This is a genomic window from Exiguobacterium sp. ZWU0009 (genome assembly GCF_000798935.2).
In the GTDB taxonomy this organism is placed as follows: Bacteria; Bacillota; Bacilli; order Exiguobacteriales; family Exiguobacteriaceae; genus Exiguobacterium_A; species Exiguobacterium_A acetylicum.
On sequence record NZ_CP018057.1, the window covers coordinates 3,099,688 to 3,122,866 of the forward strand.

The window sequence follows — 23,179 nt, forward strand, 5'->3', positions numbered from 1 at the left end:
ATGCGCCATATCCTCTTTTCCCACTTCTGATGCGCTTTTATTCTTACAATCACAAAACAATCTCTTGAAATCACAACGTAATCCAACTCATTTCAATCAAGTACACTTTATCTCCCTATTGTCAGACAATTTATTAAATCCACAATCAGCTTCATATTAAGATTTATTAAGATTTCGTAAAGACGCTTCATAAATGTATTCTTTTACAATACCGTCTGCTACAATCGAACTCGTGAAGTTACTTCACTATTCTATTCTTGTTCTTAATATGGAGGCAGAAGAAATGTTTAGTAAAAAACAAGATCCATTTGCAGTGAAATTATCAGAAATCGCAGGACACTTAAAAACGACTTCGCAATTCTTCGTTGACTTTAAAATCAACGGCATCGCGGATGTAAAAGAATTTGCCCATAAAGTAAAAGACTTCGAAACAGCTGGGGACGATTTGATGCACCAGTTGATCATCGACTTGAACAACGCGTTCATCACACCAATCGATCGTGAAGACTTACTCGCACTTGCTAACGCACTTGATGACGTCTTAGATGGCTTTGAAGAATGTTCAGCGATCTTCGAAATCTACAATATCGTTCAAGCAGACGAGCACATGATCAAGTTCGTCGATGAAATCAACATCGCTGTCACAGAACTCGCGATGGCAATGGATCTTCTTGTTGCCCGTAAATTACAACCGATGCGTGAACACGTCATTAAAATCAAAGAGCAAGAGACGATTTGTGACAACCTACGCCGTAAATCGATCAAAGCATTGTTCGCAACAGAAACAGATCCAATTAAAATCATTCAATACAAAGAAATCTATGAATCGCTCGAATCAATCGCGGACTACTGCCAAGATGCAGCTAACGTCATTGAAACGATCATCATGAAAAACGCTTAAGTGAGGAGCTAACGAGATGGATAGCCTGTTTATCATCACCGCCATAATCGTGATTCTCGCACTTAGCTTCGACTTCATCAACGGTTTCCACGATACAGCGAACTCGATCGCGACTTCGGTGTCGACTCGTGCTTTGAAACCACGTCATGCCATCATCTTGGCTGCATCGATGAACTTCCTAGGTGCAATCACGTTCACTGGAGTCGCAAAAACGATCTCTGGTGACATCGTTGACCCGTCAACACTTGAACATGGTAGCTACGTCGTTATCGCTGCCTTGATTTCAGCCATTGCTTGGAACCTTTTGACTTGGTACTTCGGTATTCCGTCAAGTTCTTCGCATACACTGATCGGTTCGATTGCTGGTGCTGCTGTTGCCTCTGTCGGATTCGGAGGAATCGAAGCAAAAGGCTTCTTGAAAATCGTTCAAGCCTTGCTGATTTCACCAGTGCTTGCATTCACACTCGGTTTCATCGTTTATGCAATCTTTAAAGTCATCTTCAAAAAAGGAAACTTGGCGAAGACGAATCGTCGCTTCCGTCATGTTCAAATTGCAACCGCTGCTTTGCAGTCGTATACACACGGTACGAACGACGCACAAAAAGCGATGGGTATCATCACGCTTGCTTTGATTTCATCTGGTTATCAAACAGATCACGAAGTTGCGACTTGGGTTAAACTCTCATGTGCGATCGCAATGGGTCTCGGAACATCTGTCGGTGGATGGCGGATCATCAAAACCGTTGGTGGTCAAATCATGAAAATCCGTCCGGTCAACGGGGTTGCAGCTGACTTAACATCAGCAGCGATCATCTTTGGTGCAACGGCGATTCATCTTCCGGTTTCGACGACACACGTCATCTCTTCTGCCATCTTGGGTGTAGGTACATCGCACCGTAAGAAAGGTGTAAAATGGGGAACTGCACAACGTATGCTCATTACATGGGTCATCACATTGCCGATTTCGATGGCTTTCGCTGCCTTGATCTACTATATTCTCGACTTCTTATTCATTAAATAAGTACTTGCCCCGCCTACTCAAAAGAGGTGGGGTTTTGTGTACGTTAGAAGCGTCGACAGTTGTTGTTTTTCCCATAATTCGCTATGATGAAGAACAAGAAGGATTGTCTATTTCTTTAGGAGGAATGCCCCATGACAAAACGTAAAGCCTTAACGATTGCTGGTTCCGACACGAGTGGTGGAGCTGGTATTCAAGCTGATTTGAAAACATTCCAAGAACTTGGTGTCTATGGAATGAATGCTTTGACGGTCATCGTCGCACAAGACCCTGATCACTCTTGGCACCATGCGGTTTACCCAATCGACACAGAACTCGTCCGGACACAAATCCACACGGTCCTTGGAGGTATTGGTGTTGATGCGATGAAGACGGGTATGCTCCCGACTGTCGAAATCATTGAAGCCGTTGCTGAGAAAATCAAATCATCCGGCGTTCAAAACGTCGTGATCGATCCTGTCATGGTCTGTAAAGGCGAAGACGAAGTGCTGAATCCTGATACGGCAAACGCACTCCGTGATGTCTTGACGCCACTTGCAACGGTCGTCACACCGAACGTCTTCGAAGCCGGACAACTGTCAGGTCTTGGCAAGACACCCGCAACGATCGACGAGATGAAACTTGCAGCAGCACGGATTCACGAAAAAGGTGCGCAATACGTTCTTGTCAAAGGCGGCAGCAAGATTGACCATCCACAAGCAGTTGACGTGCTTTATGACGGAAAAGAGTTTATCCTGATTGAGGACGAACGAATCGAGACACCGTACACGCACGGTGCCGGCTGCACGTACTCTGCAGCAATCACGGCCGAACTCGCAAAAGGTGCATCGGTAGAAGCTGCTGTCCGTACAGCAAAATCTTTCATCACTTCTGCGATTCGTCATTCATTCCGTTTGAATGAATACGTCGGACCAACTGATCACGCTGCACATCGTACAGTCCAGTCTTGATCCGCTTAAGAAGTCCGCGATATCCGCGGACTTCTTTCTGTATAGGAGAGGAGAAAAGTTTATGCAAGCCATTGATTTACAAGAAATACAGCGTTATATCGACGAACATGCGAATACACCGCTGTATGTTCACGTCGAGACGACGAACGGTGCCTACGCGACGCACCAAGATCCAACTTTCCATAGCGCAGGGATGTTTTTCCGTAATGCGGAAATCACTTATGAACGTGGTCTGATCACAGGAAACGGACCTTACCGGATCGGTTTGAAACTCGCCCACGGCTGGTTATACGGTGAAGGATTGACTGACTTCGAATTTGCTGGGGATCAATTATTGATTGCCGGTCACGATATCGAGGGACGTCTTGCAATTGCTTTTGAACTTAGCCCGACACCGTTCGCTCAAGGTGCAGAGGAGGTAGACGCATGACACACGAAGATCATTTACTCGTCGTCTTCCCTCACCCGGATGACGAAGCCTTCAGTTCTGCTGGTACGATCATCGAGCACGCTGAAAACCGTGGTCCTGTCACGTATGCTTGTCTGACGCTTGGTGAGATGGGACGTAACATGGGACGCCCTGTCTTTACGAACCGGGAACAGCTCGCAACGATTCGTAAACGTGAGTTGATCGATGCTGCTGCGAAAATGAAGATTTCGGATCTTCAAATGTGGGGACTTCGTGATAAAACTGTTGAATTTGAGGATGAAGCAGCACTTGCTGACCGTATTCTTGCCTTGATTCAACAAACACGACCAACTCGTTTGATTTCGTTCTATCCGGGTTACGCGGTCCATCCCGATCATGAAGCGACAGCTCGCGCCGTCGTTCGTGCCCTTCGGATGATGGATCCTGCTGATCGTCCAGAGTTTCTTGCGGTCGCTTTCGCGAACAATACGAAAGAAGAGCTCGGGGAAGGAACGTTCATTCATGATGTCAGTGCCTATACGGATCAAAAGATCAAGGCACTCGAAGCTCACGCTTCACAAACAGGTGGTCTGATGAAAGTCATCTCGGAAGACTCGAACATCCGTGACTTGCTCGTCAAAGAACGCTACTACCACTATCCACTTTAATCTTCTTGCAAGAGATGCATACCGTCCGAACGACGATATGCATCTCTTTTTTTGTCTTCATCAGAAAACGTCGACTTTTTCAATAGCTTCTGCTAGTGTGAATAGTTGAGACTAAGTCTCCGGAGTTCGTAACCTCCTCCGTTACAAAAACTAGGAATGGAAGTGTACATTATGAAAAACGAACGTGCTCTTGTCGTCTTTAGTGGCGGCCAAGACTCAACGACTTGTTTGTTTCAGGCACTGAAACAATACGAAGAAGTCGAAGTCGTGACGTTTAATTACGGACAGCGTCACGCACAAGAACTTGAAGTCGCACGCGACATCGCCTCTGAGCTCGGTGTCAAACACCATGAGCTTGATCTCTCTCTTCTCAGTCAACTGACGAGTAACGCCTTGACTGACCACAGCCAAACCATCACGACGAACGAAGATGGTCTTCCTTCTACTTTCGTAGATGGACGGAACCACCTGTTTCTTTCGTTCGCAGCCGTCCTTGCGAAAGGACGCGGAATCCGTCATATCGTCACTGGCGTATGTGAAACGGACTTTTCCGGTTACCCTGACTGCCGTGATGCCTTCATCAAGTCACTCAACGTGACATTGAACCTTGCGATGGACTATCCATTCGTACTTCACACGCCACTCATGTGGCTCGACAAAAAAGAGACGTGGGCGCTTGCCGATTCGCTCGGTGCATTTGATTTCGTTCGAAATCGCACGTTGACGTGTTACAACGGCGTCATTGGAGATGGTTGCGGCGAATGCCCAGCCTGTGAATTACGTAAAAATGGCTTAGATGCATACATCAAGGAGGTTCAACACACATGACATTCAATTACGAAGCACCTGAAACGGTCGAGCGCCCGACTGGCGACTCGCTTATCTATACAAAATCCCGCGTCATGATCGTTAAAAAATTAACGTTCGATGCAGCGCACCATTTATATGATTACGATGGAAAATGCCGTGCCCTTCATGGTCACACGTACCATGTCGATATGGGGATCAGTGGTTTTCTGGATCACCGCGGTATGACACTCGATTTTGGTGATCTTAAGAAAATCTTTAAAACACATCTCGAACCACTTCTCGATCACCGTTATTTAAATGAATCATTACCATACATGAATACGACAGCTGAAAACATGGCGGCTTGGATTTTCGAGACGCTCGGACAACACCTCCCAGACGAACGTGGACTCCGTGTCGAATTCGTTAAACTCTATGAGACACCGACTGCTTTTGCTGAAGTTCGTCGTGAGTGGATGAACGAAGCATGAGTGCTTTAACGAAAACACCAAAAATTCCGGTTCTCGAGATTTTCGGACCAACATTTCAAGGAGAAGGACGATCGATTGGTCAAAAGACGATGTTCGTCCGGACCGGCGGATGCGACTACTCCTGTTCGTGGTGTGACTCCGCCTTCACATGGGATGGCTCTGAAAAAACAGAACTCTTGACGGCAGAGACGATCGTGGAACGCCTTGATGCACTCGGCTCTTACGGACATGTCACGATTTCTGGTGGGAATCCGTTACTTCATGCATCAATCGGCACACTGGTTACGGCATTAAAAGAACGAAACATCACGATGTCCGTTGAGACCCAAGGTTCTTACTGGCAAAATTGGTTGCTTGATATCGATGATGTCACCCTTAGCCCTAAACCACCTTCAAGCGGGATGAAGATTGATTTCGATCGGTTGGATGTCTTTTTCAAACGTTTACCGGAACAACAACGTGCTGTTAAAATCGTCATCTTTAATGAGGAAGACCTTGACTTCGCGGCGATGATTTCAGAACGATATGCGCTAAAGACGCTTTATCTATCGCTCGGTAATCCTGATCCGCACGAAGAAGGAACGATCGCTCCGCGCATGCTACATGATTTAAAAACACTATGGGAACGCGTTGCTCGTGATGAACGCTTTAATCATGCGCGCGTCCTACCACAACTACATGCCCTCGTTTTCGCGAACGATCGTGGCGTCTAAGGAGAAATGATTCATGCGACCTGAAGATTTAAACGACTTATCGTTACTCGGCCAAAAAGCCGTCCCATACATTTTTGAATACCAACCAGAAGTTCTCGAAGCGTTTCCGAATCGTCACCCTGAGAATGATTACTTCGTGAAATTCAATGCACCAGAGTTTACGAGTCTTTGTCCGATCACGAATCAACCGGACTTCGCGACAATCTACATCTCGTACATCCCAGACGAAAAACTTGTCGAATCAAAATCACTGAAGTTGTACTTATTCAGTTTCCGTAACCATGGTGATTTTCATGAGAACTGCATCAACGTCATCGGAAAGGATCTCGTGAAATTGATGGAACCTCGCTACCTTGAAGTATGGGGCAAATTCACGCCACGCGGTGGAATCTCAATTGATCCGTACTACAATTATGGGAAGCCTGGTACAAAATACGAACAAATGGCAGAGCACCGTCTATTCAATCACGATCTCTATCCTGAAACGATCGATAATCGTTAAGACGACTAAAAGAGGAACAAGGGGAAATCCCTTTGTTCCTCTTTTTTAATACTCATCAACTAGATGGAAGGTCGATCAAGGACGTGCTATCATGCTGACGGATGACCTCAGGTGGCCAGATATGCCGAATTAAGTGATCCGAAGGGACATGTAAGACACGGGCCAGTCGCTCAATCATTGAAAATGAGGGATGGGCAATGCTACTTTCAATACGCTGGATCATCTCAGGTGTCGTCTCAGTTAACTCTGCTAATGTATGCTGATCTAACTGATGACGTTCTCGTAATGTACGAATTCGCTGTCCGTACTGTCCGATCGGTTGAATCCCTTCTTTCATCCGCTTCAAACATCCTTTCTTCTTTTAAAACTAGACAACGTTCACTGTAGTCTTATTCCCACTTTTTTTAAATCTGAATACCTTTCCGAACTACCAATTTTTAATCTAAATAAAATTTCAAATATTTTTCTTGTAAAACACTAGCTTTTTAAAAAGTTATCGCTTACAATTCTATATGCAAACGGTTGCATTAATCGCTTACATTATTGCACTGTTCTTACACACATATTAGAGAAAAAGAGATACAAAAGGAGTGAATGATCTTGAAAAATGCTATTTCGTTCGATTTTTGGCAAAAACTCGGTAAAGCGTTGATGGTCGTCATCGCTGTTATGCCTGCTGCAGGAATCATGATCTCGGTCGGGAAACTGATCGGCATGTACGGAGGCGATATCGCGTTAATGCAAACGATTGCTCGAATCGTTGAAGATTTAGGTTGGGCCATCATTACGAACCTTCACGTCTTGTTTGCCGTAGCGATTGGTGGATCATGGGCAAAAGAACGTGCTGGTGGTGCGTTCGCAGCGTTACTCGCCTTCATTTTGATCAACCGCGTCACAGGAGCTATCTTCGGCGTCAACGCTGACATGATCGCGGATCCAAAAGCAACGGTCGATTCATTGCTTGGTTCTGAGCTCATCGTAAAAGATTATTTCACTTCAGTTTTAGGGGCACCTGCTCTCAACATGGGGGTATTCGTTGGAATCATCTCTGGTTTCCTTGGTGCTGTTCTCTTTAATAAATTTTATAACTTCAGTAAATTGCCAGATGCGCTTGCATTCTTCAACGGAAAACGTTTTGTTCCATTCGTCGTTATCGGTGGATCAGTCGTGGCAGCATTCGCCTTATCACTCGTTTGGCCGTTCGTTCAAGGCTTATTAAATGACTTCGGTCGCTGGATTGCCTCTTCACGTGATTCTGCACCGATCATTGCACCGTTCGTATACGGTACACTCGAGCGTCTATTACTTCCGTTCGGTCTTCATCACATGTTGACTGTACCGATGAACTACACGGAACTCGGTGGAACGTACAAAATCCTGACAGGTGCTGCTCAAGGATCGACGGTTGCGGGTCAAGATCCGCTTTGGTTAGCTTGGATCACTGACCTTGTTAACTTAAAACAAGCCGGTAACACACAAGGATACAATGACTTAATCAACAGTGTCGTTCCTGCTCGTTTTAAAGAAGGACAAGTCGTCACATCACTTGCTTCATTGATCGGTATTGCTGTTGCAATGTACATGTCAGTTGATGAAGATAAGAAGAAAGCATACAAACCTGTCTTCTTATCTGCTGGACTTGCAGTCTTCTTGACAGGTGTCACGGAGCCAATCGAATTCATGTTCATGTTCATCGCTCCTGTTCTTTACGTCATCTACGCTGTATTGACGGGTGTTGCCTTCGCACTAGCAGATGTCATGCATCTTCGGATTCACGCATTCGGTGCGATCGAACTCTTGACGCGGATTCCATTGATCGCAAAAGCTGGTTTAATTGGTGATTTAATTCGTTTCATCGGTGTCTGTGTGTTCTTCTTCTTCTTGAACTTCTTCACGTTCCGTTTCGTCATCAAGAAGTTCAACTATGCGACACCAGGTCGTAACGGGAACTATCTGGACGATATCAACGTATCTACAACTGAAGCTTCAGGTGAGGCTGCTGCGACATCAGCTCCTGCCGACGGTTCGCAAGCTTCACAAATCATCGATTTGCTTGGTGGACAGCAAAACATCGAGGACGTCGATGCCTGCATGACGCGTCTTCGTGTCACTGTCAAAGATCCAGCGCTTGTTGCAAAAGAAGCAGACTGGAAAGCAAACGGTGCACTTGGTCTGATCCTTAAGAACAATGGCGTGCAAGCCATCTACGGTCCAAAAGCCGATATCTTAAAATCAGATATCCAAGACCGGATCGGCGCATAAACCTGCGAGATTGGGGAACTACCTAAAGGTGAAGCTCTTTTATAAGAGTTTCACCTTTCTTATTTGAAAAATCAGGAGGACCACTCATGCGTCTACTCACACTAAACTGTCATTCGTGGCAGGAAGAACAACCACTTGAAAAATTAAACCAGATCGTCCAACAAATTCTCGCTCAAGATTATGATGTCATCGCACTACAAGAAGTGAGTCAATTGATGGATACACCCATCGTCTATGACGATGTGCGCAACGATAACTTTGCCTATTTGATCCAGCAAGCGTTAAAAGACCAAAGTCAAACCTACTCCCTCGTCTGGGATTTTGCTCATATCGGCTATGATAAGTACGAAGAAGGACTCGCTCTTTTGACGAAACATCCAATCTTAAAATCGGACAGTTATTATGTCAGCCGCAGTCAAGATACATTCGATTGGAAATCGCGAAAAATCGTTCGTGCGACGATCCAAGTCGACGGTACACCGATTACGTTCAATACATGCCATCTTGGCTGGTGGGCAGATGAAGTCGAACCGTTCCAGGAACAATTCAATCATTTGATGGCTCGGATGGATCCACTCGAATGGACATTCTTCCTCGGTGATTTCAACAACGATGCCTTAGAACGAAATACAGGTTATGACTATATGATGCAACGGGGATTGCACGACGTCTTCCTGCTAGCTAAGGAAACGGTTGGAATTGAGACGATCAATGGCAACATCGATGGATGGGAAGACAATCAACAAGGATTGCGGATCGATCTCGTCTTATCGAATCGGAAAATTGACGTCGAACGCGTCGGTGTCGTGTTTGATGGGGTTCACGGACCGGTCGTTTCCGATCACTACGGGGTTGAGGTCGATATTCAAATTCAAAAAAATGAAAATTGATTGTTGACAACGCTTTCTTTTCTCCTTTATGATGAAATCAAATCAATAGTGCGGATTGTGACAGTACGGCTGGCAAGACCGAAATGACGCCTCCTTAGGAGAGGTGTCGTTCGGTCTTGCCTTTTTTTGTCTCATTCAGCACGTTTCATGAAAAAGGAGGATTTTTCCGATGGATTATCAACAAACTGCTAAACGTGTGCTCGAACTCGTCGGTGGACGCGAGAACATCATCACGGCTGCTCATTGTGCGACGCGTTTACGTCTTGTCTTGCATGATGAATCAAAGGTCGATCAAGCAGCACTTGAAGACTTAGATGGTGTCAGCGGCGCCTTCTCAAGTTCTGGTCAATACCAGATCATCTTTGGAACCGGTACCGTCAACAAGGTATTTGCTGCGTTTGCACCACTTGCAGGTGTAAAGGTCGATGGAGAAGAACCACTCGACGTTAAAAAGGCTGCATCGCAAAAATTAAATCCGTTCGCCCGTCTTGCCCGCTCGCTCTCGAACGTCTTCGTTCCACTCATTCCGGCAATCGTCGCAGCCGGTCTTTTGATGGGATTACTCGGTATGATCAAGGCTTTCGGTTGGGTTGACGGTGATTCACCGATCGTCCAACTACTGGATATGTTCTCGTCTTCTGCCTTCATCATCTTACCGATTCTGATCGGTTTCTCGGCAGCTCGTGAATTCGGTGCGAACCCGTACCTCGGTGCCGTCATCGGGGGAATCATGACACACCCGTCCCTCTTAAACCCTTGGACGCTCGGTAATAGTGATCCGGAAGTCATGAAGTTCCTCGGAATGAACATCGAGTTGATCGGTTATCAAGGAACGGTCTTCCCGGTTCTCTTAACGGTTTGGGTCATGGCAAAGATTGAACAACAAGTTCGTAAGCGGACGCCAGAAACACTCGATCTACTTGTCACACCATTCGTCACTGTCCTCGTCACTGGATTCTTGGCATTGATCGTCATTGGTCCGATTGGAACGTTACTCGGAAAAGGCATTTCATTCGTACTCGTCTTCTTCTATGAGCAGTTCTCAGTCGTCGCCGGTCTTCTCTTCGGTGGACTTTATTCGACAATCGTCATCACGGGGATGCACCACAGTTTCCATGCCATTGAAGCAGGATTACTTGCCGACAAGAGTATCGGAAAGAACTTCCTCTTACCGATTTGGTCAATGGCGAATGTCGCTCAAGGTGGTGCTGGACTTGCCGTTTACTTCTTAACGAAGAACGTCAAACTCAAAGCACTCGCTCTACCGTCTGCGTTCTCGGCCTTTCTCGGAATCACGGAACCTGTCATCTATGGCGTCAACTTACGTCTTGGAAAACCATTCATCGGTGGTGCCATTGGTGGTGCGATCGGTGGCGGTTATGTCGTCTTGACACAAGTCGCTGCGAACGCTTATGGATTAACTGGTATTCCAATGATTGCGATCGTCGCGCCACTCGGTGCATCAAACTTGATTAACTATCTCGTTGGGTTCGCCATTGCAGTCGTCACTGCTTTCATCTCGACTGTCGTCTTGATGCGTCTCGATGCACGAAAACAAAAAGAAACGGACGTTGCTGCTTAATCCTTCATGCGACCAAACCGAGTCCTCGGGCTCGGTGGTCGCATTTGTCGGTTCGCAAAGCGCCGGAGTTCGCTTTATAATAGAAGAAAAGACCGGAAAGGAGGACGTCAGGCTGATTATTCATAAGATCCTCAATAACAACGCTGTTGTCGTCAAAGAAAATGGACAGGAACGCATCGTCATGGGACCAGGCATTGCTTTTGGAAAAAAGAAAAAAGATCCGATTCAAGCGACGAAAATCGAAAAAATGTTCATCCCTTCATTTGAAAATGCAGAACAGTTTAAAGAGATTCTGACAACGACACCACTCGAGATCATTGATTTATCGGAACGGATCATCTCGCATGCAGAAGGTGAGCTTCAGACACCGTTTCATGACTATATTCATGTCAGTCTGACGGACCACCTTGCTCACGCCGTACGATTAGCACGTGAACAACTCGTCGTGCATAATCGATTGGCAGAAGAGATTCGCCTTTTGTATGGACCGGAGTATGCAATCGGAGAATGGGCAGTTCTTGAAATCGAGCGTGCTTTACAGGTCACACTACCGAAAGAAGAAGCGGCGAACATCGCGCTCCACTTATATAATGCACGTCAAACGCATCCGAACATGGCTACTGCATTACAAACGGTCACGTTACTCAATGAACTACGTGAACAGATCGAAGTCTTTTTTGGACAAACGATCGAGACCTCATCGATGACGTATTATCGTTTCTTTACGCATATGAAACTGGTCCTCGCCCGGATTGAACAAGGAGAAACCTTACACGACATGGATGATGTGATTTTATCTGCCGTCAAAACACGTTATGCCGAGGCTTATGCCTGTGCGAGTCAAATGGGCAATTGGTTGACTGTCGAACTCGATACACGTGTACCTGAATCAGAAATCGGCTATATGGCTTTACACATCGAACGGATTCGTCCGGATCTTGAAAGGAGTTCTACGTATGAAAATCTTTAGTTTAGGGGAAGCATTGATTGATTTGATTCCTCTCGATGCTGATAACATGACGTTTCAAAAAAATCCTGGAGGTGCTCCTGCCAATGTCTCTGTCGGACTCGCTCGATTAGGTGCTGATAGTTATTTTCTTGGAGCTGTCGGTGATGATTCGATGGGGCACTTCTTGAAAGATACGTTACATCATTATGGTGTTCGTACCGATCATCTCGTCCACGATTCGACGCAAAAAACAGGACTTGTGCTCGTTACGAACGGTCAGGATGGAGAGCGATCGTTCGAGTTCATCAACGCGGAGCGCGCTGATATGCAATTCCACGAAACGCATGTCCCAGAGGATTTCACGTCCGTCGATTTATTACACATCGGTTCGATCTCTTTGATTACTGGAGAATCCGTCAACGCGACACGAAAAGCCATCGCACGTGCAAAAGCACACGAAGTACCCGTCTCTTACGATCCGAACTTACGAGAGTCGTTATGGCCGAATCTTGACGAAGCGCGGACGACGATTCGGTCTGTCCTACCGGATGCACAAATTGTCAAACTTGCTGAGGAAGAATTGACGTTTCTAACTGGACAAACGAATCTTGATGACGGGGCTGCTGAATTGTTAGCTGAATATCCGATTCGTCTTCTTGCCATCACGCGAGGAAGTGAAGGATCGATTCTCTATACGGATCGTGCGATGGCTGTCATCGATGCGATTACGGTCGACGCAATCGATACGACAGGTGCTGGAGATGCCTTCATGTCCGGTTTACTCTACCAGTGTGCGTTACGCGATTTTTCATTTGATTGGTCTGAAGATGAACTTCGCGACATCGGTCGATTCGCAGCAATTTCAGGCGGACTTGCTGCTTCTGTCAAAGGAGCGATGGCTGCTTTGCCAACGCTTGACGAAGTCGCTCATCGCTTGAGTTAAATCGATGACTCATTAGAAATAAGGATGGAGAGATTCCGGACTCAGTGCCGAAATCTCTCCATCCTTTTCGTTTGATTGATGAATCGTTTATTCACTAAGAGCATCGATTAAGGTGTATCGATAAATCGTTTGATTTCATCTAATGACTCGTCCTGTTGTTCTTTTGGCGTTAATGGGCTACTATTGTCTCCCTTTTGTCGACCGTACATACCAAAGTTTGCATGGTTCCCTTGCTTGATTTCATGGAATACCGCATCTTTTCGAACGTCCTGTTTACTTTTTTCGATATCAGCGACGGGTAAGACACCATCTCGTCCACCATAAATCGTCAATGAGGGTATATCAATCGAATCAATCGGATAGGACGCGAGAAAAACGATCCCCTTAATTTTCGGATGTTGTTCGACGATCGTCGAAGCCGCGCTTCCGCCGAGCGAATGCCCGATCAGATACCACTTTTTGACCTGCGGATATTCCTCGATGATAGCGAGTCCTTCGTTTGAGTCAAGCAACGCAATTCGAAACGGTAGCTTCGGGATGACGACAAAGTGCCCTTCTTTCGCTAGTTGTTTGCCGTAATAACTGTAAGCCGCTGCATCAACTTTTGCTCCTTGATAAAAAATGAATCCGACGTCACTCGCCTCTTTCCCGAACGTCACTTCACGGGGTGTCTCTGTTTCCACGTAAGATATCGCTTGCGAGGAAGCATCATAATCGAACTGTGCCCAGATCATGAAGGCACATACAAGCAGTGCCAAGATCGCAGCAATCGTTCCGATGATTCGTATAATCCACTTTTTCATGTCATTCCCTCCCGTTACCGTTATACCCAATATTATGTGTTAAATCACATATGAAAACAAATATTAGAATTTTCAGTCATTGTAAGCATGCCTATCTCTTTTTCATGAATTGGTTTAAGATGAAACCAATATTGTTTTTTCGAAAGGAGATTCACGTTTTGCCGCGTACCCTTGTGTCTACGATTCAATGGTTTTTATTCATCATTTGTACCAACATTGCCCCGCCCCTTGCCATCGCAGCATCGTTTGAACTCTCGGGTGCCGAGACGCTTTCCTTCTTATCTCGTTGTCTATTCGTATTTGCCATCTTAAGTCTCTTTCAAGTCCTGCTCGGACATCGTCTACCGATCATGGAAGGTCCTGCTGGAATTTGGTGGGGTGTATTTGCTCTCTATTCGTCGATTGGTGTCACATTGTACGGCAGTTACTCAAACACGTTACAGTCGCTTGGATTCTTACTCCTACTCAGCGGTATCATCTGTATCGTCTTGACGATGACGGGTGTCTTACGGCGCTTAGTCCCTCTTTTTACACCGCAAGTCATCGGTGTCTATATGCTGTTGCTGTCGGCACAACTGTCCGGATCCGTCATGAAAGGATTGCTCAATATCGAGGATGGACGAATTCAAGTATTACCTGCCGTCATCTCGATTCTGACGGTCTTGATCTCGCTTTATTTAGAACGCAGTGATCGCTTACGCCAGTATGCTTTATTAATCACGCTACTCGTCGGTTGGAGCATGTTTGCATTAATCGGTCGTGCCGAGATGCCAAGCTTTGATGGTCCACTGTTCACTTTACCGAGCTTGTTGCCGTTTGGTGGTATTCATGTCGACTGGAGCTTATTACCGACAGCTCTCATCATCTCATTGTTGTTAATGACGAACGTCTTAGCAAACATTAAAGTCATCGAACGGATCATCAGTGCCAAGCGCGGAGAAACCGTCAAAGGACAAGTCGGAACAGCTGGTATCACGGCTGGTATCGGACAACTCTTCGCTGGTCTGTTCGGTACAGTCGGTCCTGTCGCGATTTCCGGAACGGCTGGGTTCATTGCCTCAACAGATAACACGGACCGCAAAGCGTTCGTCTATGCGAACATCACGTGCCTCTTCCTCAGTATCGTGACACCATTCGTCGGATTGATTGCTAAAATCCCCGTCGCCGTCGGTTATGCGATGGTCGCACCGATCGTCGCCGGGATGGCGATCATCGGCGTCACGGAAGCAGCCCGTGACTTGAATCGTCAAACAGCGATGATCACAGTCGGACTTCCGGTTCTCGTCGGCATCGGTGCGTTGTTACTACCGAAAGGAGCAACGGCCGATTTACCACCACTTGTGACGACCCTGATGTCGAACGGTCTCGTCCTCGGAACATTGGTCGCCTTGCTTGCAGAAGGGTTACGCCATATTCGGACGAACGATTAATAAAAAGACGCTTTCTCGATTGAGAAAGCGTCTTTTTCATGCATCAGCGAATGCCGCGCATGTATTTTTGAAGTTTTGGTGCGAAAGCGAACAAGAGTAATCCGAAGATGACGGCAACGATACCCGTGATACCGAAGTACAAAATCTCCGTGTCATTCGTGTAGTATTTAACAATTTGTGCGTTGACCGCTTGACCCGTTGCGTTCGTCAAGAACCACAGACTCATCGTTTGCGCTGAGAAGGCAGCCGGCGCCAGTTTTGTTGTTGCCGATAGACCGACTGGTGACAAGAAGAGCTCACCGATTACGACGAGGAAGAAGCTCAGTGCAAGCCAGAGTGGACTAACTGATGTCTCAACACCGAACAGGATACCTGGTAGTGTCATGACGATGAATGAAAGTCCGGCGAACAGAAGACCAAACGAGAACTTTTGCATCGTCGTTGGTTGACGGTCACCGAGTTTGACCCAGAAGCTCGCAAACACAGGTGCTAATACGATGATGAAGAGCGGATTCAACGATTGGAAGAACGCTGGTTGAATCTCGAATCCTAAGAATGAAAGGTTCGTCCGTTCACTTGCGAAGATGGAGAGGACGTATGAACCTTGTTCTTGGATTGCCCAGAAAATCGCTGCTGCGATGAAGAGCGGAATATACGCAATCAAACGTGAGCGCTCATCATCCGTGATCTTTGGACTACGAAGCATGACTGTGAAGTAAGCAATCGGAATCAAGATCCCGAGAATCGTAACCATTAAAGTAAAACGAGAAATCGTCAACAGTCCTGTCATCGATGCAACGACACCGAGTACAGCAATCACGACGACAACGATTGATGCAATCGTGATGAAACGTTTCTTTTCGTCCCCTTTTAATGGGTTCAAGACGTACGTACCCGCTTGACCGAGGTTTTTCTTTTTCGTCAAGACGAAGACGACGAGCCCTGCGAACATTCCGATGGCAGCGAGTGCGAAACCAGCATGGTATCCGCCGCGGTCAGCCACTTCACCGACGACGAGTGGTGAGAGGAATGCCCCAGCGTTGATCCCCATGTAGAAGATACTAAAACCAGCATCGCGACGGTTATCCGTCTTGCTGTACAAATCACCAACGATATTCGATACGTTCGGTTTCAAGAAACCAGTACCGATGACGATGAGTCCCATCGAGATGAAGAGGGCTGTAATGCCTGCTGGTAAAGCAAGGACGATATGCCCTAGCATGATCAAGATACCACCATAGAAGACGGTCCGTGACGTACCGAGTAAACGGTCAGCTACCCATCCCCCAATGATCCCTGACATGTAGACGAGCGAACCATAAACGGCCATGATTGACGCAGCTGTCGTCTTATCAATACCTAGCCCACCATTGGCAACTGAATCGTACATGTAGAAGATAAGGATGGCACGCATGCCATAGTAGGAGAAACGCTCCCAAAACTCAGTGAAGAAGAGGGTGAACAACCCTTTCGGATTCCCGAAGAATCCTTTTTGCGGAACGGTCTTATAGACCTGATCGCGATCAAACTCTGCCATATGATCGGCTCCTTTCATCAATCCTAAATAAGTGCATAATCCATCATCTTTTCCCGCTTTCCCCAAACGATAAGCGTGACGAAACAGATAGGATACGAATACACTGTTTTGCCTGAATTGTCTCACTTCTTTTTTTATATATGAGACAGCACTTTACCATTCAACCGCAAATCATTTGATGAGTCAAATATTATTTACGTTACAAGAATAACAAAAAGAGCAGTCGATTACTCGACTGCTCAGGATTGCATCTGTTTCGATTCGATGATTGTAATTCCAGGCGGTGCATGTAACGTTTCACGGATCATCGCCGCAGCGACTTGACCAGCTTCGATCGGAGCAATGGCGCTCCGCTTCAACAAGGGGCGTAAGACCGTTGAAATTTTCGCAGCCGCTTGTTCGCCGAAGCGGAATTCATCTCGATCCCCTAGCAACAATGATGGTCTAAAAATCAATAACGCGTCATACCCCAGTACACGTAATCCGTTTTCCGTGTCCCCTTTTACGCGATTGTAGAAGGTTTTGGCATTCGGATGGGCACCGAGCGCCGAAATCAAGGCAAATCGTGTCGCCCCGAGGTCTAACAATTCACGACCAAGTTCAATCGGATATGTGTAGTCAACCAGACGAAATGCCTCTTGCGATCCTGCTTGTTTGATCGTCGTGCCCAGTGCACAATAGACATGGTCGACGACAGGTAATTCAATTTCTGTCACACGATCAAAATCAATCACCCATTCTTCCAATTTCGGATGAAAACGGCGCATCGGGCGGCGAACGAGAACATGTACCTCGCTGTATGCATCTTCTGCCAACAAACGATCGACGAGTTCTTGTCCGACTAGACCAGATGCTCCTAAAATTGCTGCTCTCATACGTTTCTCCCTCCTTCATGCTGTCGACCAATTGGTACGAAATAGGAACGGTTTCCAGTGATCCGTTCTCCGGCACGAACACCGATCGCACTTGGTCTTCCTCCTAAAATAAAGACACCGTACATATACGCGACTTCTCCCTCTTCCCGAAGTGAGTACGTCGGTAATTCTTGATACGCTTGATAAACAGCCGGTTGATCACGAAACGTATGCTGTTCGTTTTTTAGCATGATATTTCCGCGTCCATCATGGACCGTCACAGTATCTCCCTCACGCCCGAAGATCGGTTTTTTAACGAATGATCGCTGACTTGAAATGAATGGATCAGCGGATAAGTATGTCGGTAAAAAATAACGCGCAATCATCATGTGGTCCGTTTCGCTCAAGTACGGATGATTGGTTTCATGCAACATCCAAATCAATGCAAGAACCGACTTGGCTTGCATTAAAAAGGCAGACGGCGGGTTGATGATTTCCAGTCGCCCCGTCTCAACGAGTTGCAGGAGTAATTGTCCTAAATTTCTTCCGTCCTCATCCCGGTCAAGTAAAGCCATCTCAATCGGAAAGGTTTGACGATATAAGATATCGATTCTTTTACCTGCCTCATCGTACAAACCTTCTTCCGGACGAATCTCTAAAGCATGAAGTGGACAGTAGGTCGCATCATCCCAAAACGACTGCAAATACTCAGCCGTCAACCGATCCTCGATATGGTCACCATGTGAGGTGAAGACGACGTGCGGATGCTGTTTCGTCCGATGTGTCGCGGCTTCGATCGCACGACGGACCGTTGCCTTCAGCCATTTGTTTTCCCCATCGTTGACCCGTTCAAAACCTTGTTTTTCCGCTACGACATCATTGACTTCAAATACTTCCTTAATGAAAGTCGGCGTATCCGCGTTCCATTCCATGAGTGAAATACGATTTGCCGTCGCAATGAAATCAAAGCGTCCGATGACGGTCAACGGTCGCATCGTCTCGAGTCGTAAAAAAGCGAGACTTTCAACTGGAAAGCCAAGCTCGAGCAGCGCCTCATCATCCATCGACCGAAGAATCGGAAGCACTTTCTCAAATATCTGGTAAACTTCTTGCGCTGCGATATGCAGTTGATCGATTCGTTCGTCCGAGATGGGCATGATTTCCGTCACAGCGTACGGTTCCCCGTCCAGCACATCCCAAAAACGATCAATGTCTCCATAAAACGTTTGCCGCTTGTTCATCCGCCGAAAAAGCCGGAAGACGAGCCTGTTCCGAATCCTTTTGTCTTCGTGTTATAGCTTTTCACTGCTTTTGATTTCGGCGTATATCCTTTTGTTCGCATCGCACTATGCATCAAGGCACGGGATGCGAAATAACTACCACCCCAGTAATAGAATCCTGAATGGGTCGACGAGCTATCATCACAGTACCAAACGCCTTCATCATTATCGTATTCATAGTCATCACAATCCGGATCGTCTGGTCGTTCCGCTCGTGCATCATCCGATCCGCAACCACTCAGTGTCGTTCCAATTAACAGTGTTGCAGCTAATGTCGCTTGTTTCATCCAATTCACCGTCTCAGTCCCCTTTCCATTTACTCTCGTTATGGATAGTATACGCTTTTTCAGAGAGAAAAGTTTCTTTGTTCTACCGGAACTTTTTTTCTCCGAACGTGGTAATAGTATCTATAGAACAAAAAGGAGGATTTACGCATGTCACTTGCCTATTATGTTGAAGAAAATGATGAATTCCATCCGATTTATCAATACGATCGCTATGCAATTGAGCCAGAAGAGATCATCGCCCATCAACTCTGTGAATTCCATATCATCGAAGGACATCAATATGAGCTTCGTTCCAATGAAATGGCAGGCGAATACGATCAATTGATCGTCGACCATATCAAAGCATCGCCCCGTGCAACGGAAGAGCGCGTGTATCCACCTCATCAAATCCACATTGAATTCAGAAAGTATCTATCAGATAGTGCCCAACCGCTTTTAAAAACATCAACGGTTCCGAACCATGTTCAAGCGATGCGTTTCTTGATCAAGGACAAGATCGAAGTCGAAGGTCACGGCATTTTCGAGCGTGATAGCTGTGAAATCGATATCGATCGCAATTGTTACGTCGTTTATCTCGCAGATACACTTTAAGAAGTAAAATCAAGTCTCTTCATTTCCAAGAGACGTTTTTTTTGGCATACTAGAAGGTAAGAACGAATCAATCGAGGTGAACGAACATGAGTGAACAACCAAAAAAACTATCATTGCAAGAGGCAATGGTCGAGCGCTTGAAGGCAAAAAAACAAGCGCAAACAAAACGTCCGACCGGCTTACAAGGGACACAAACGAAACAATTGACGAGCCAACAGACGAAAAAAGCGAACAACCAGAAAAAACGGACAGGCGTCTAAGTCACAGGAATTCATGAAATAAGGAGCAATTATGAGTATTTTAACGGTATCTAACTTAAGTCACGGATTCGGTGACCGCGCCATTTTCGAAAATGTCTCCTTCCGCCTGTTAAAAGGCGAGCACATCGGTCTCGTCGGTGCGAACGGTGAAGGAAAATCGACGTTCATGAATATCATCACGTCTCAACTTGAGCCGGATGATGGAAAAGTCGAATGGGCAAAGCATGTACGCGTCGGTTACTTGGATCAGCACGCTGTCCTTGAAAAAGGATTAACAATTCGCGATGCCCTTAAAGGCGCATTCCAGTACATGTTCGACATCGAACAGGAAATCAATGATTTGTACGGTAAAATGGGCGAAGTCGAGCCAGAAGAACTTGAAAAGATGCTCGAAGAAGTCGGCGTCTTACAAGATATTTTGACGAATAACGACTTCTATACGATCGATGCAAAAGTTGAAGAAATCGCGCGCGGTCTTGGTCTCGATGAGATCGGACTCGATCGGGATGTACAGGAGCTCAGTGGTGGACAGCGGACGAAAATCCTGCTTGCTAAACTTCTCCTTGAAAAACCGGATATTCTCTTACTCGATGAGCCGACCAACTATCTCGATGTCCAGCATATCGAATGGTTGAAACGCTACTTGAATGAATATGAGAATGCGTTCATCTTGATTTCGCACGATATTCCATTCCTCAACAGTGTCATCAACTTGATTTATCACATGGAAAATCAAGAATTGAATCGTTATGTCGGTGATTACGACAACTTCGTCACGATCCATGAAGCGAAGAAAAAACAACTCGAGTCTGCGTTCAAGCGTCAACAGCAGGAAATCTCTGAGTTGAAGGACTTCGTAGCACGGAACAAGGCGCGTGTCTCGACACGGAATATGGCGATGTCACGTCAGAAGAAGCTCGATAAGATGGATGTCATCGAACTTGCGCAAGAACGTCCAAAACCAGAGTTCCACTTCCTCCAAGCACGGACACCAAGTAAATTGATGTTCGAAGCAAAAGGTCTCGTCATCGGATACGATGAGCCACTTTCTCGTCCTCTCGATCTGACGATCGAACGTGGGCAGAAGATTGCTTTGCACGGTGCGAACGGAATTGGGAAATCGACGTTGCTCAAGAGTTTGCTCGGTGAAATTCCAGCTGTCTCGGGTGTCGTTGAGCGAGGCGAGAACTTGCACATCGGGTACTTCGAACAAGAAGTTAAAGAGAAGAACTCGAATACGTGTATCGAAGAGATTTGGAATACGTTCCCGTCTTTGACACAACAACAAGTCCGCGCCATGCTCGCGAAGTGTGGTTTGATGACGAAACACATCGAATCGAAAATCGAAGTGCTCAGCGGTGGGGAAAAAGCGAAAGTCCGTCTTTGTAAATTGATGAATACGGAATCGAACATCCTCGTACTCGATGAGCCGACGAACCACTTGGACGTCGAAGCCAAAGAAGAATTAAAACGTGCGTTACAAGAGTACAAAGGAACAGTCTTGTTGATCTCACACGAACCAGAATTCTATGAAGCTGTTGCGACAGACTTATGGAACTGTGAATCATGGACGACAAAAGTATTCTAAGCGATGCTTTACAAAAGATGGGATGCCCAAAGGGGTATCCCATCTTTTTAGTTCACACACTTAATCATTGCATGATTGTGCATCTTCACGCACACTAAGACTTAGAAAATGATTATGAAGGAGCGTGTTTTTTTGGAAACGATCACGAAAAAAGCAACACTATCCTATCTCCATGTTCCAAGCGGTGGTTCAGAACAGTTGATTGCCCGTCTTTATTCACCTGAACACACAGAGGATGCTCCACTGATTGTCCTCTTCCACGGATTTCCCGGGAAACAGTTGAATATGGACTGGGCAGTTCAACTTCAAAGCGCAGGATACCATGTACTCGTCACGTCATATCGTGGAACGATTGGAAGTCCCGGAACATTCCGATTCCAGCATGTTTTGGAAGACGCAACTGCCACATTACAGTACGTCTGCTCAGAGTCTTTCACTACCGAACATGGCATCAAGGCAGATCAGATTACCGTCGTTGGTCATAGCATGGGCGGCTTCGCCGGTCTACATGCTTTTGCTGAGACACAGGAGGCTGCGCATTATGTCGGGATCTCTCCGTTTAATTTCGGTCTCGTCGGTCAGCTCGTCCTTGAACATCCAGAATACGAAGCTGCGCTACACGGTGTACTCGAGCGAGGAGCTGCTTTCCTAAATGGTGCCGCTGCTGACGCGTTACTCGACGAGTTGAAGCACCATCATACGACTTGGAACTTACTGACGCTAAAAGAACGTCTAGCCGATCGCTCGATGTTGCTTATGACGTCAGAACGGGACGAAACGTCGATCAAAGCACTCCATCATGACTTACTACTATCAGACAGCCCGTTCGAGGAAGCGATCGTCGATAGTGATCACAACTATATCGAGAATCGGGATGCTGCCTTTAACGAATGGACGTCTTGGCTCGCACGACAATGAAAAGAGCGCTCAGCGTACGACTGAGCGCTCTTTTGCTGAAGTTCGAGTCCGTTGAACAGGACGGATCCGCATCCGGTATAGGACGAGCGTAAACATCGTCAATGTTGAGACAGCGTACCAAATCGTCGTAAACAAAGTTCCCGTATCCGTACCGATGAATAGACCGTGTACCGTCATTAATAGCCAAGCAGGTAAGACGAGCCAGTGTGTCAATTTCCAAAGCGTCTTGCCTAGCGTCTCCTTTAAGAAATCCGAAGTCACGAGAACGAATCCGAATAAGTAGAGACTGATCGTTCCTAGCGCATTCCAGAGTGGTTCATAAGAAGCTTGCCCCGGAATCAGGACCTCAAAAATCGTCAGTGGTGCGTATGAATCGACGATGATGAGCGTCGCATGTAAGACAATTGCGAGTAAACCTGCCCAGCCACTATATAAATGCATGTGATGCAGTCGTACTTTCTGTTTTTTGAGTGCCGGGTGGGAACCGAGCAATCCCATATCGTCATGAAGAAGTGCCCACTTAATCCACTCAATCGAATCATCGTTCATGTTGAGAACAACCAT

Annotated in this window: 26 protein-coding genes; 19 read left to right on the top strand and 7 right to left on the bottom strand. The window is 46.3% G+C overall.

Annotation, left to right across the window (positions count from 1 at the left end):
* The first annotated feature begins 283 nt into the window (after positions 1-283).
* The 9 genes from L985_RS16035 to queF all read left to right on the top strand — a co-directional run bounded on the left by L985_RS16035 (position 284) and on the right by queF (position 6,441).
* Positions 284-901, top strand: coding sequence for a DUF47 domain-containing protein (locus L985_RS16035; RefSeq protein ID WP_029342919.1), 618 nt, complete (start codon positions 284-286; stop codon positions 899-901).
* A gap of 16 nt (positions 902-917) precedes the next feature.
* Complete coding sequence (locus tag L985_RS16040; RefSeq protein WP_023469719.1) at positions 918-1,922, top strand: inorganic phosphate transporter; 1,005 nt, start codon at positions 918-920, stop codon at positions 1,920-1,922.
* Between the two features lie 131 nt (positions 1,923-2,053).
* Positions 2,054-2,869 (top strand): pyridoxine/pyridoxal/pyridoxamine kinase, encoded by an 816-nt coding sequence (gene pdxK, locus L985_RS16045; protein WP_023469720.1) that lies wholly within the window; start codon positions 2,054-2,056, stop codon positions 2,867-2,869.
* Positions 2,870-2,930: 61 nt separating this feature from the next.
* The gene (locus L985_RS16050) at positions 2,931-3,299 is read left to right on the top strand and encodes a YojF family protein (RefSeq protein ID WP_029342921.1); all 369 of its coding nucleotides are present in this window, start codon (positions 2,931-2,933) and stop codon (positions 3,297-3,299) included.
* The gene (bshB2, locus tag L985_RS16055; RefSeq protein WP_023469722.1) at positions 3,296-3,946 is read left to right on the top strand and encodes a bacillithiol biosynthesis deacetylase BshB2; all 651 of its coding nucleotides are present in this window, start codon (positions 3,296-3,298) and stop codon (positions 3,944-3,946) included. The genes L985_RS16050 and bshB2 overlap by 4 nt, the downstream gene beginning before the upstream one ends.
* 171 nt (positions 3,947-4,117) lie before the next feature.
* The gene (gene queC, locus L985_RS16060; protein WP_023469723.1) at positions 4,118-4,774 is read left to right on the top strand and encodes a 7-cyano-7-deazaguanine synthase QueC; all 657 of its coding nucleotides are present in this window, start codon (positions 4,118-4,120) and stop codon (positions 4,772-4,774) included.
* Positions 4,771-5,226 (top strand): 6-carboxytetrahydropterin synthase QueD, encoded by a 456-nt coding sequence (gene queD / locus L985_RS16065; RefSeq protein ID WP_023469724.1) that lies wholly within the window; start codon positions 4,771-4,773, stop codon positions 5,224-5,226. Before queC ends, queD begins: the two co-directional genes overlap by 4 nt.
* The gene (gene queE / locus L985_RS16070) at positions 5,223-5,939 is read left to right on the top strand and encodes a 7-carboxy-7-deazaguanine synthase QueE (protein WP_047390679.1); all 717 of its coding nucleotides are present in this window, start codon (positions 5,223-5,225) and stop codon (positions 5,937-5,939) included. Before queD ends, queE begins: the two co-directional genes overlap by 4 nt.
* A 13-nt stretch (positions 5,940-5,952) precedes the next feature.
* Positions 5,953-6,441, top strand: coding sequence for a preQ(1) synthase (gene queF, locus L985_RS16075; RefSeq protein ID WP_023469726.1), 489 nt, complete (start codon positions 5,953-5,955; stop codon positions 6,439-6,441).
* Between the two features lie 55 nt (positions 6,442-6,496).
* On the opposite strand, the gene L985_RS16080 is transcribed toward queF, so the two are convergent.
* The gene (locus L985_RS16080) at positions 6,497-6,778 is read right to left on the bottom strand and encodes a helix-turn-helix domain-containing protein (protein WP_029342924.1); all 282 of its coding nucleotides are present in this window, start codon (positions 6,776-6,778) and stop codon (positions 6,497-6,499) included.
* 257 nt (positions 6,779-7,035) lie between these two features.
* On the opposite strand from L985_RS16080, the gene L985_RS16085 reads away from it, so the two are divergent.
* The 5 genes from L985_RS16085 (at position 7,036) to L985_RS16105 (ending at position 13,067) form a co-directional block, all read left to right on the top strand.
* On the top strand, positions 7,036-8,703 hold the full coding sequence (locus L985_RS16085; RefSeq protein WP_023469728.1) for a PTS transporter subunit IIBC: 1,668 nt from the start codon (positions 7,036-7,038) through the stop codon (positions 8,701-8,703).
* 86 nt (positions 8,704-8,789) lie between these two features.
* Positions 8,790-9,593: an endonuclease/exonuclease/phosphatase family protein gene (locus L985_RS16090; RefSeq protein ID WP_047390677.1), complete on the top strand. Its 804-nt coding sequence runs from the start codon at positions 8,790-8,792 to the stop codon at positions 9,591-9,593.
* A gap of 169 nt (positions 9,594-9,762) precedes the next feature.
* A complete protein-coding gene (locus L985_RS16095; RefSeq protein WP_023469730.1) occupies positions 9,763-11,175 on the top strand; it encodes a sucrose-specific PTS transporter subunit IIBC in 1,413 nt (470 codons plus the stop codon).
* Positions 11,176-11,209: 34 nt separating this feature from the next.
* Positions 11,210-12,145 carry a PRD domain-containing protein gene (locus L985_RS16100; RefSeq protein ID WP_231925669.1) on the top strand — a complete coding sequence of 312 codons (936 nt, stop codon included), beginning with the start codon at positions 11,210-11,212 and terminating at the stop codon, positions 12,143-12,145.
* Positions 12,132-13,067, top strand: a complete 936-nt coding sequence (locus tag L985_RS16105) for a carbohydrate kinase family protein (RefSeq protein ID WP_047390675.1) — start codon at positions 12,132-12,134, stop codon at positions 13,065-13,067. The genes L985_RS16100 and L985_RS16105 overlap by 14 nt, the downstream gene beginning before the upstream one ends.
* A gap of 107 nt (positions 13,068-13,174) precedes the next feature.
* On the opposite strand, the gene L985_RS16110 is transcribed toward L985_RS16105, so the two are convergent.
* Positions 13,175-13,870, bottom strand: a complete 696-nt coding sequence (locus L985_RS16110) for an alpha/beta hydrolase (RefSeq protein WP_029342928.1) — start codon at positions 13,868-13,870, stop codon at positions 13,175-13,177.
* A gap of 173 nt (positions 13,871-14,043) precedes the next feature.
* Between L985_RS16110 and L985_RS16115 the strand changes: the two genes are divergently transcribed.
* Positions 14,044-15,300, top strand: a complete 1,257-nt coding sequence (locus tag L985_RS16115) for a purine/pyrimidine permease (protein ID WP_231681714.1) — start codon at positions 14,044-14,046, stop codon at positions 15,298-15,300.
* A 43-nt stretch (positions 15,301-15,343) separates the two neighbouring features.
* On the opposite strand, the gene L985_RS16120 is transcribed toward L985_RS16115, so the two are convergent.
* From L985_RS16120 to L985_RS16135, 4 genes are all read right to left on the bottom strand, one after another.
* On the bottom strand, positions 15,344-16,837 hold the full coding sequence (locus tag L985_RS16120; protein WP_047390672.1) for a peptide MFS transporter: 1,494 nt from the start codon (positions 16,835-16,837) through the stop codon (positions 15,344-15,346).
* Positions 16,838-17,076: 239 nt separating this feature from the next.
* Entirely contained in the window at positions 17,077-17,712 is a 636-nt protein-coding gene (locus L985_RS16125; protein WP_029342929.1) for a Rossmann-fold NAD(P)-binding domain-containing protein, read from the bottom strand.
* Positions 17,709-18,932 (bottom strand): glutathionylspermidine synthase family protein, encoded by a 1,224-nt coding sequence (locus tag L985_RS16130; protein ID WP_047390668.1) that lies wholly within the window; start codon positions 18,930-18,932, stop codon positions 17,709-17,711. The genes L985_RS16125 and L985_RS16130 overlap by 4 nt, the downstream gene beginning before the upstream one ends.
* A complete protein-coding gene (locus L985_RS16135) occupies positions 18,929-19,258 on the bottom strand; it encodes a hypothetical protein (RefSeq protein ID WP_029342931.1) in 330 nt (109 codons plus the stop codon). Before L985_RS16135 ends, L985_RS16130 begins: the two co-directional genes overlap by 4 nt.
* A gap of 147 nt (positions 19,259-19,405) precedes the next feature.
* On the opposite strand from L985_RS16135, the gene L985_RS16140 reads away from it, so the two are divergent.
* The 4 genes from L985_RS16140 to L985_RS16150 all read left to right on the top strand — a co-directional run bounded on the left by L985_RS16140 (position 19,406) and on the right by L985_RS16150 (position 22,615).
* A complete protein-coding gene (locus L985_RS16140; RefSeq protein WP_029342932.1) occupies positions 19,406-19,849 on the top strand; it encodes a hypothetical protein in 444 nt (147 codons plus the stop codon).
* 86 nt (positions 19,850-19,935) lie between these two features.
* Positions 19,936-20,109: a hypothetical protein gene (locus tag L985_RS17080; RefSeq protein ID WP_197499335.1), complete on the top strand. Its 174-nt coding sequence runs from the start codon at positions 19,936-19,938 to the stop codon at positions 20,107-20,109.
* A gap of 31 nt (positions 20,110-20,140) precedes the next feature.
* Positions 20,141-21,697, top strand: coding sequence for an ABC-F family ATP-binding cassette domain-containing protein (locus L985_RS16145; RefSeq protein WP_029342933.1), 1,557 nt, complete (start codon positions 20,141-20,143; stop codon positions 21,695-21,697).
* A gap of 132 nt (positions 21,698-21,829) precedes the next feature.
* Positions 21,830-22,615: an alpha/beta hydrolase family protein gene (locus L985_RS16150; RefSeq protein ID WP_047390666.1), complete on the top strand. Its 786-nt coding sequence runs from the start codon at positions 21,830-21,832 to the stop codon at positions 22,613-22,615.
* Between the two features lie 9 nt (positions 22,616-22,624).
* Here L985_RS16150 and L985_RS16155 read toward each other — a convergent pair whose 3' ends face one another.
* A complete protein-coding gene (locus L985_RS16155; RefSeq protein WP_235609847.1) occupies positions 22,625-23,179 on the bottom strand; it encodes a hypothetical protein in 555 nt (184 codons plus the stop codon).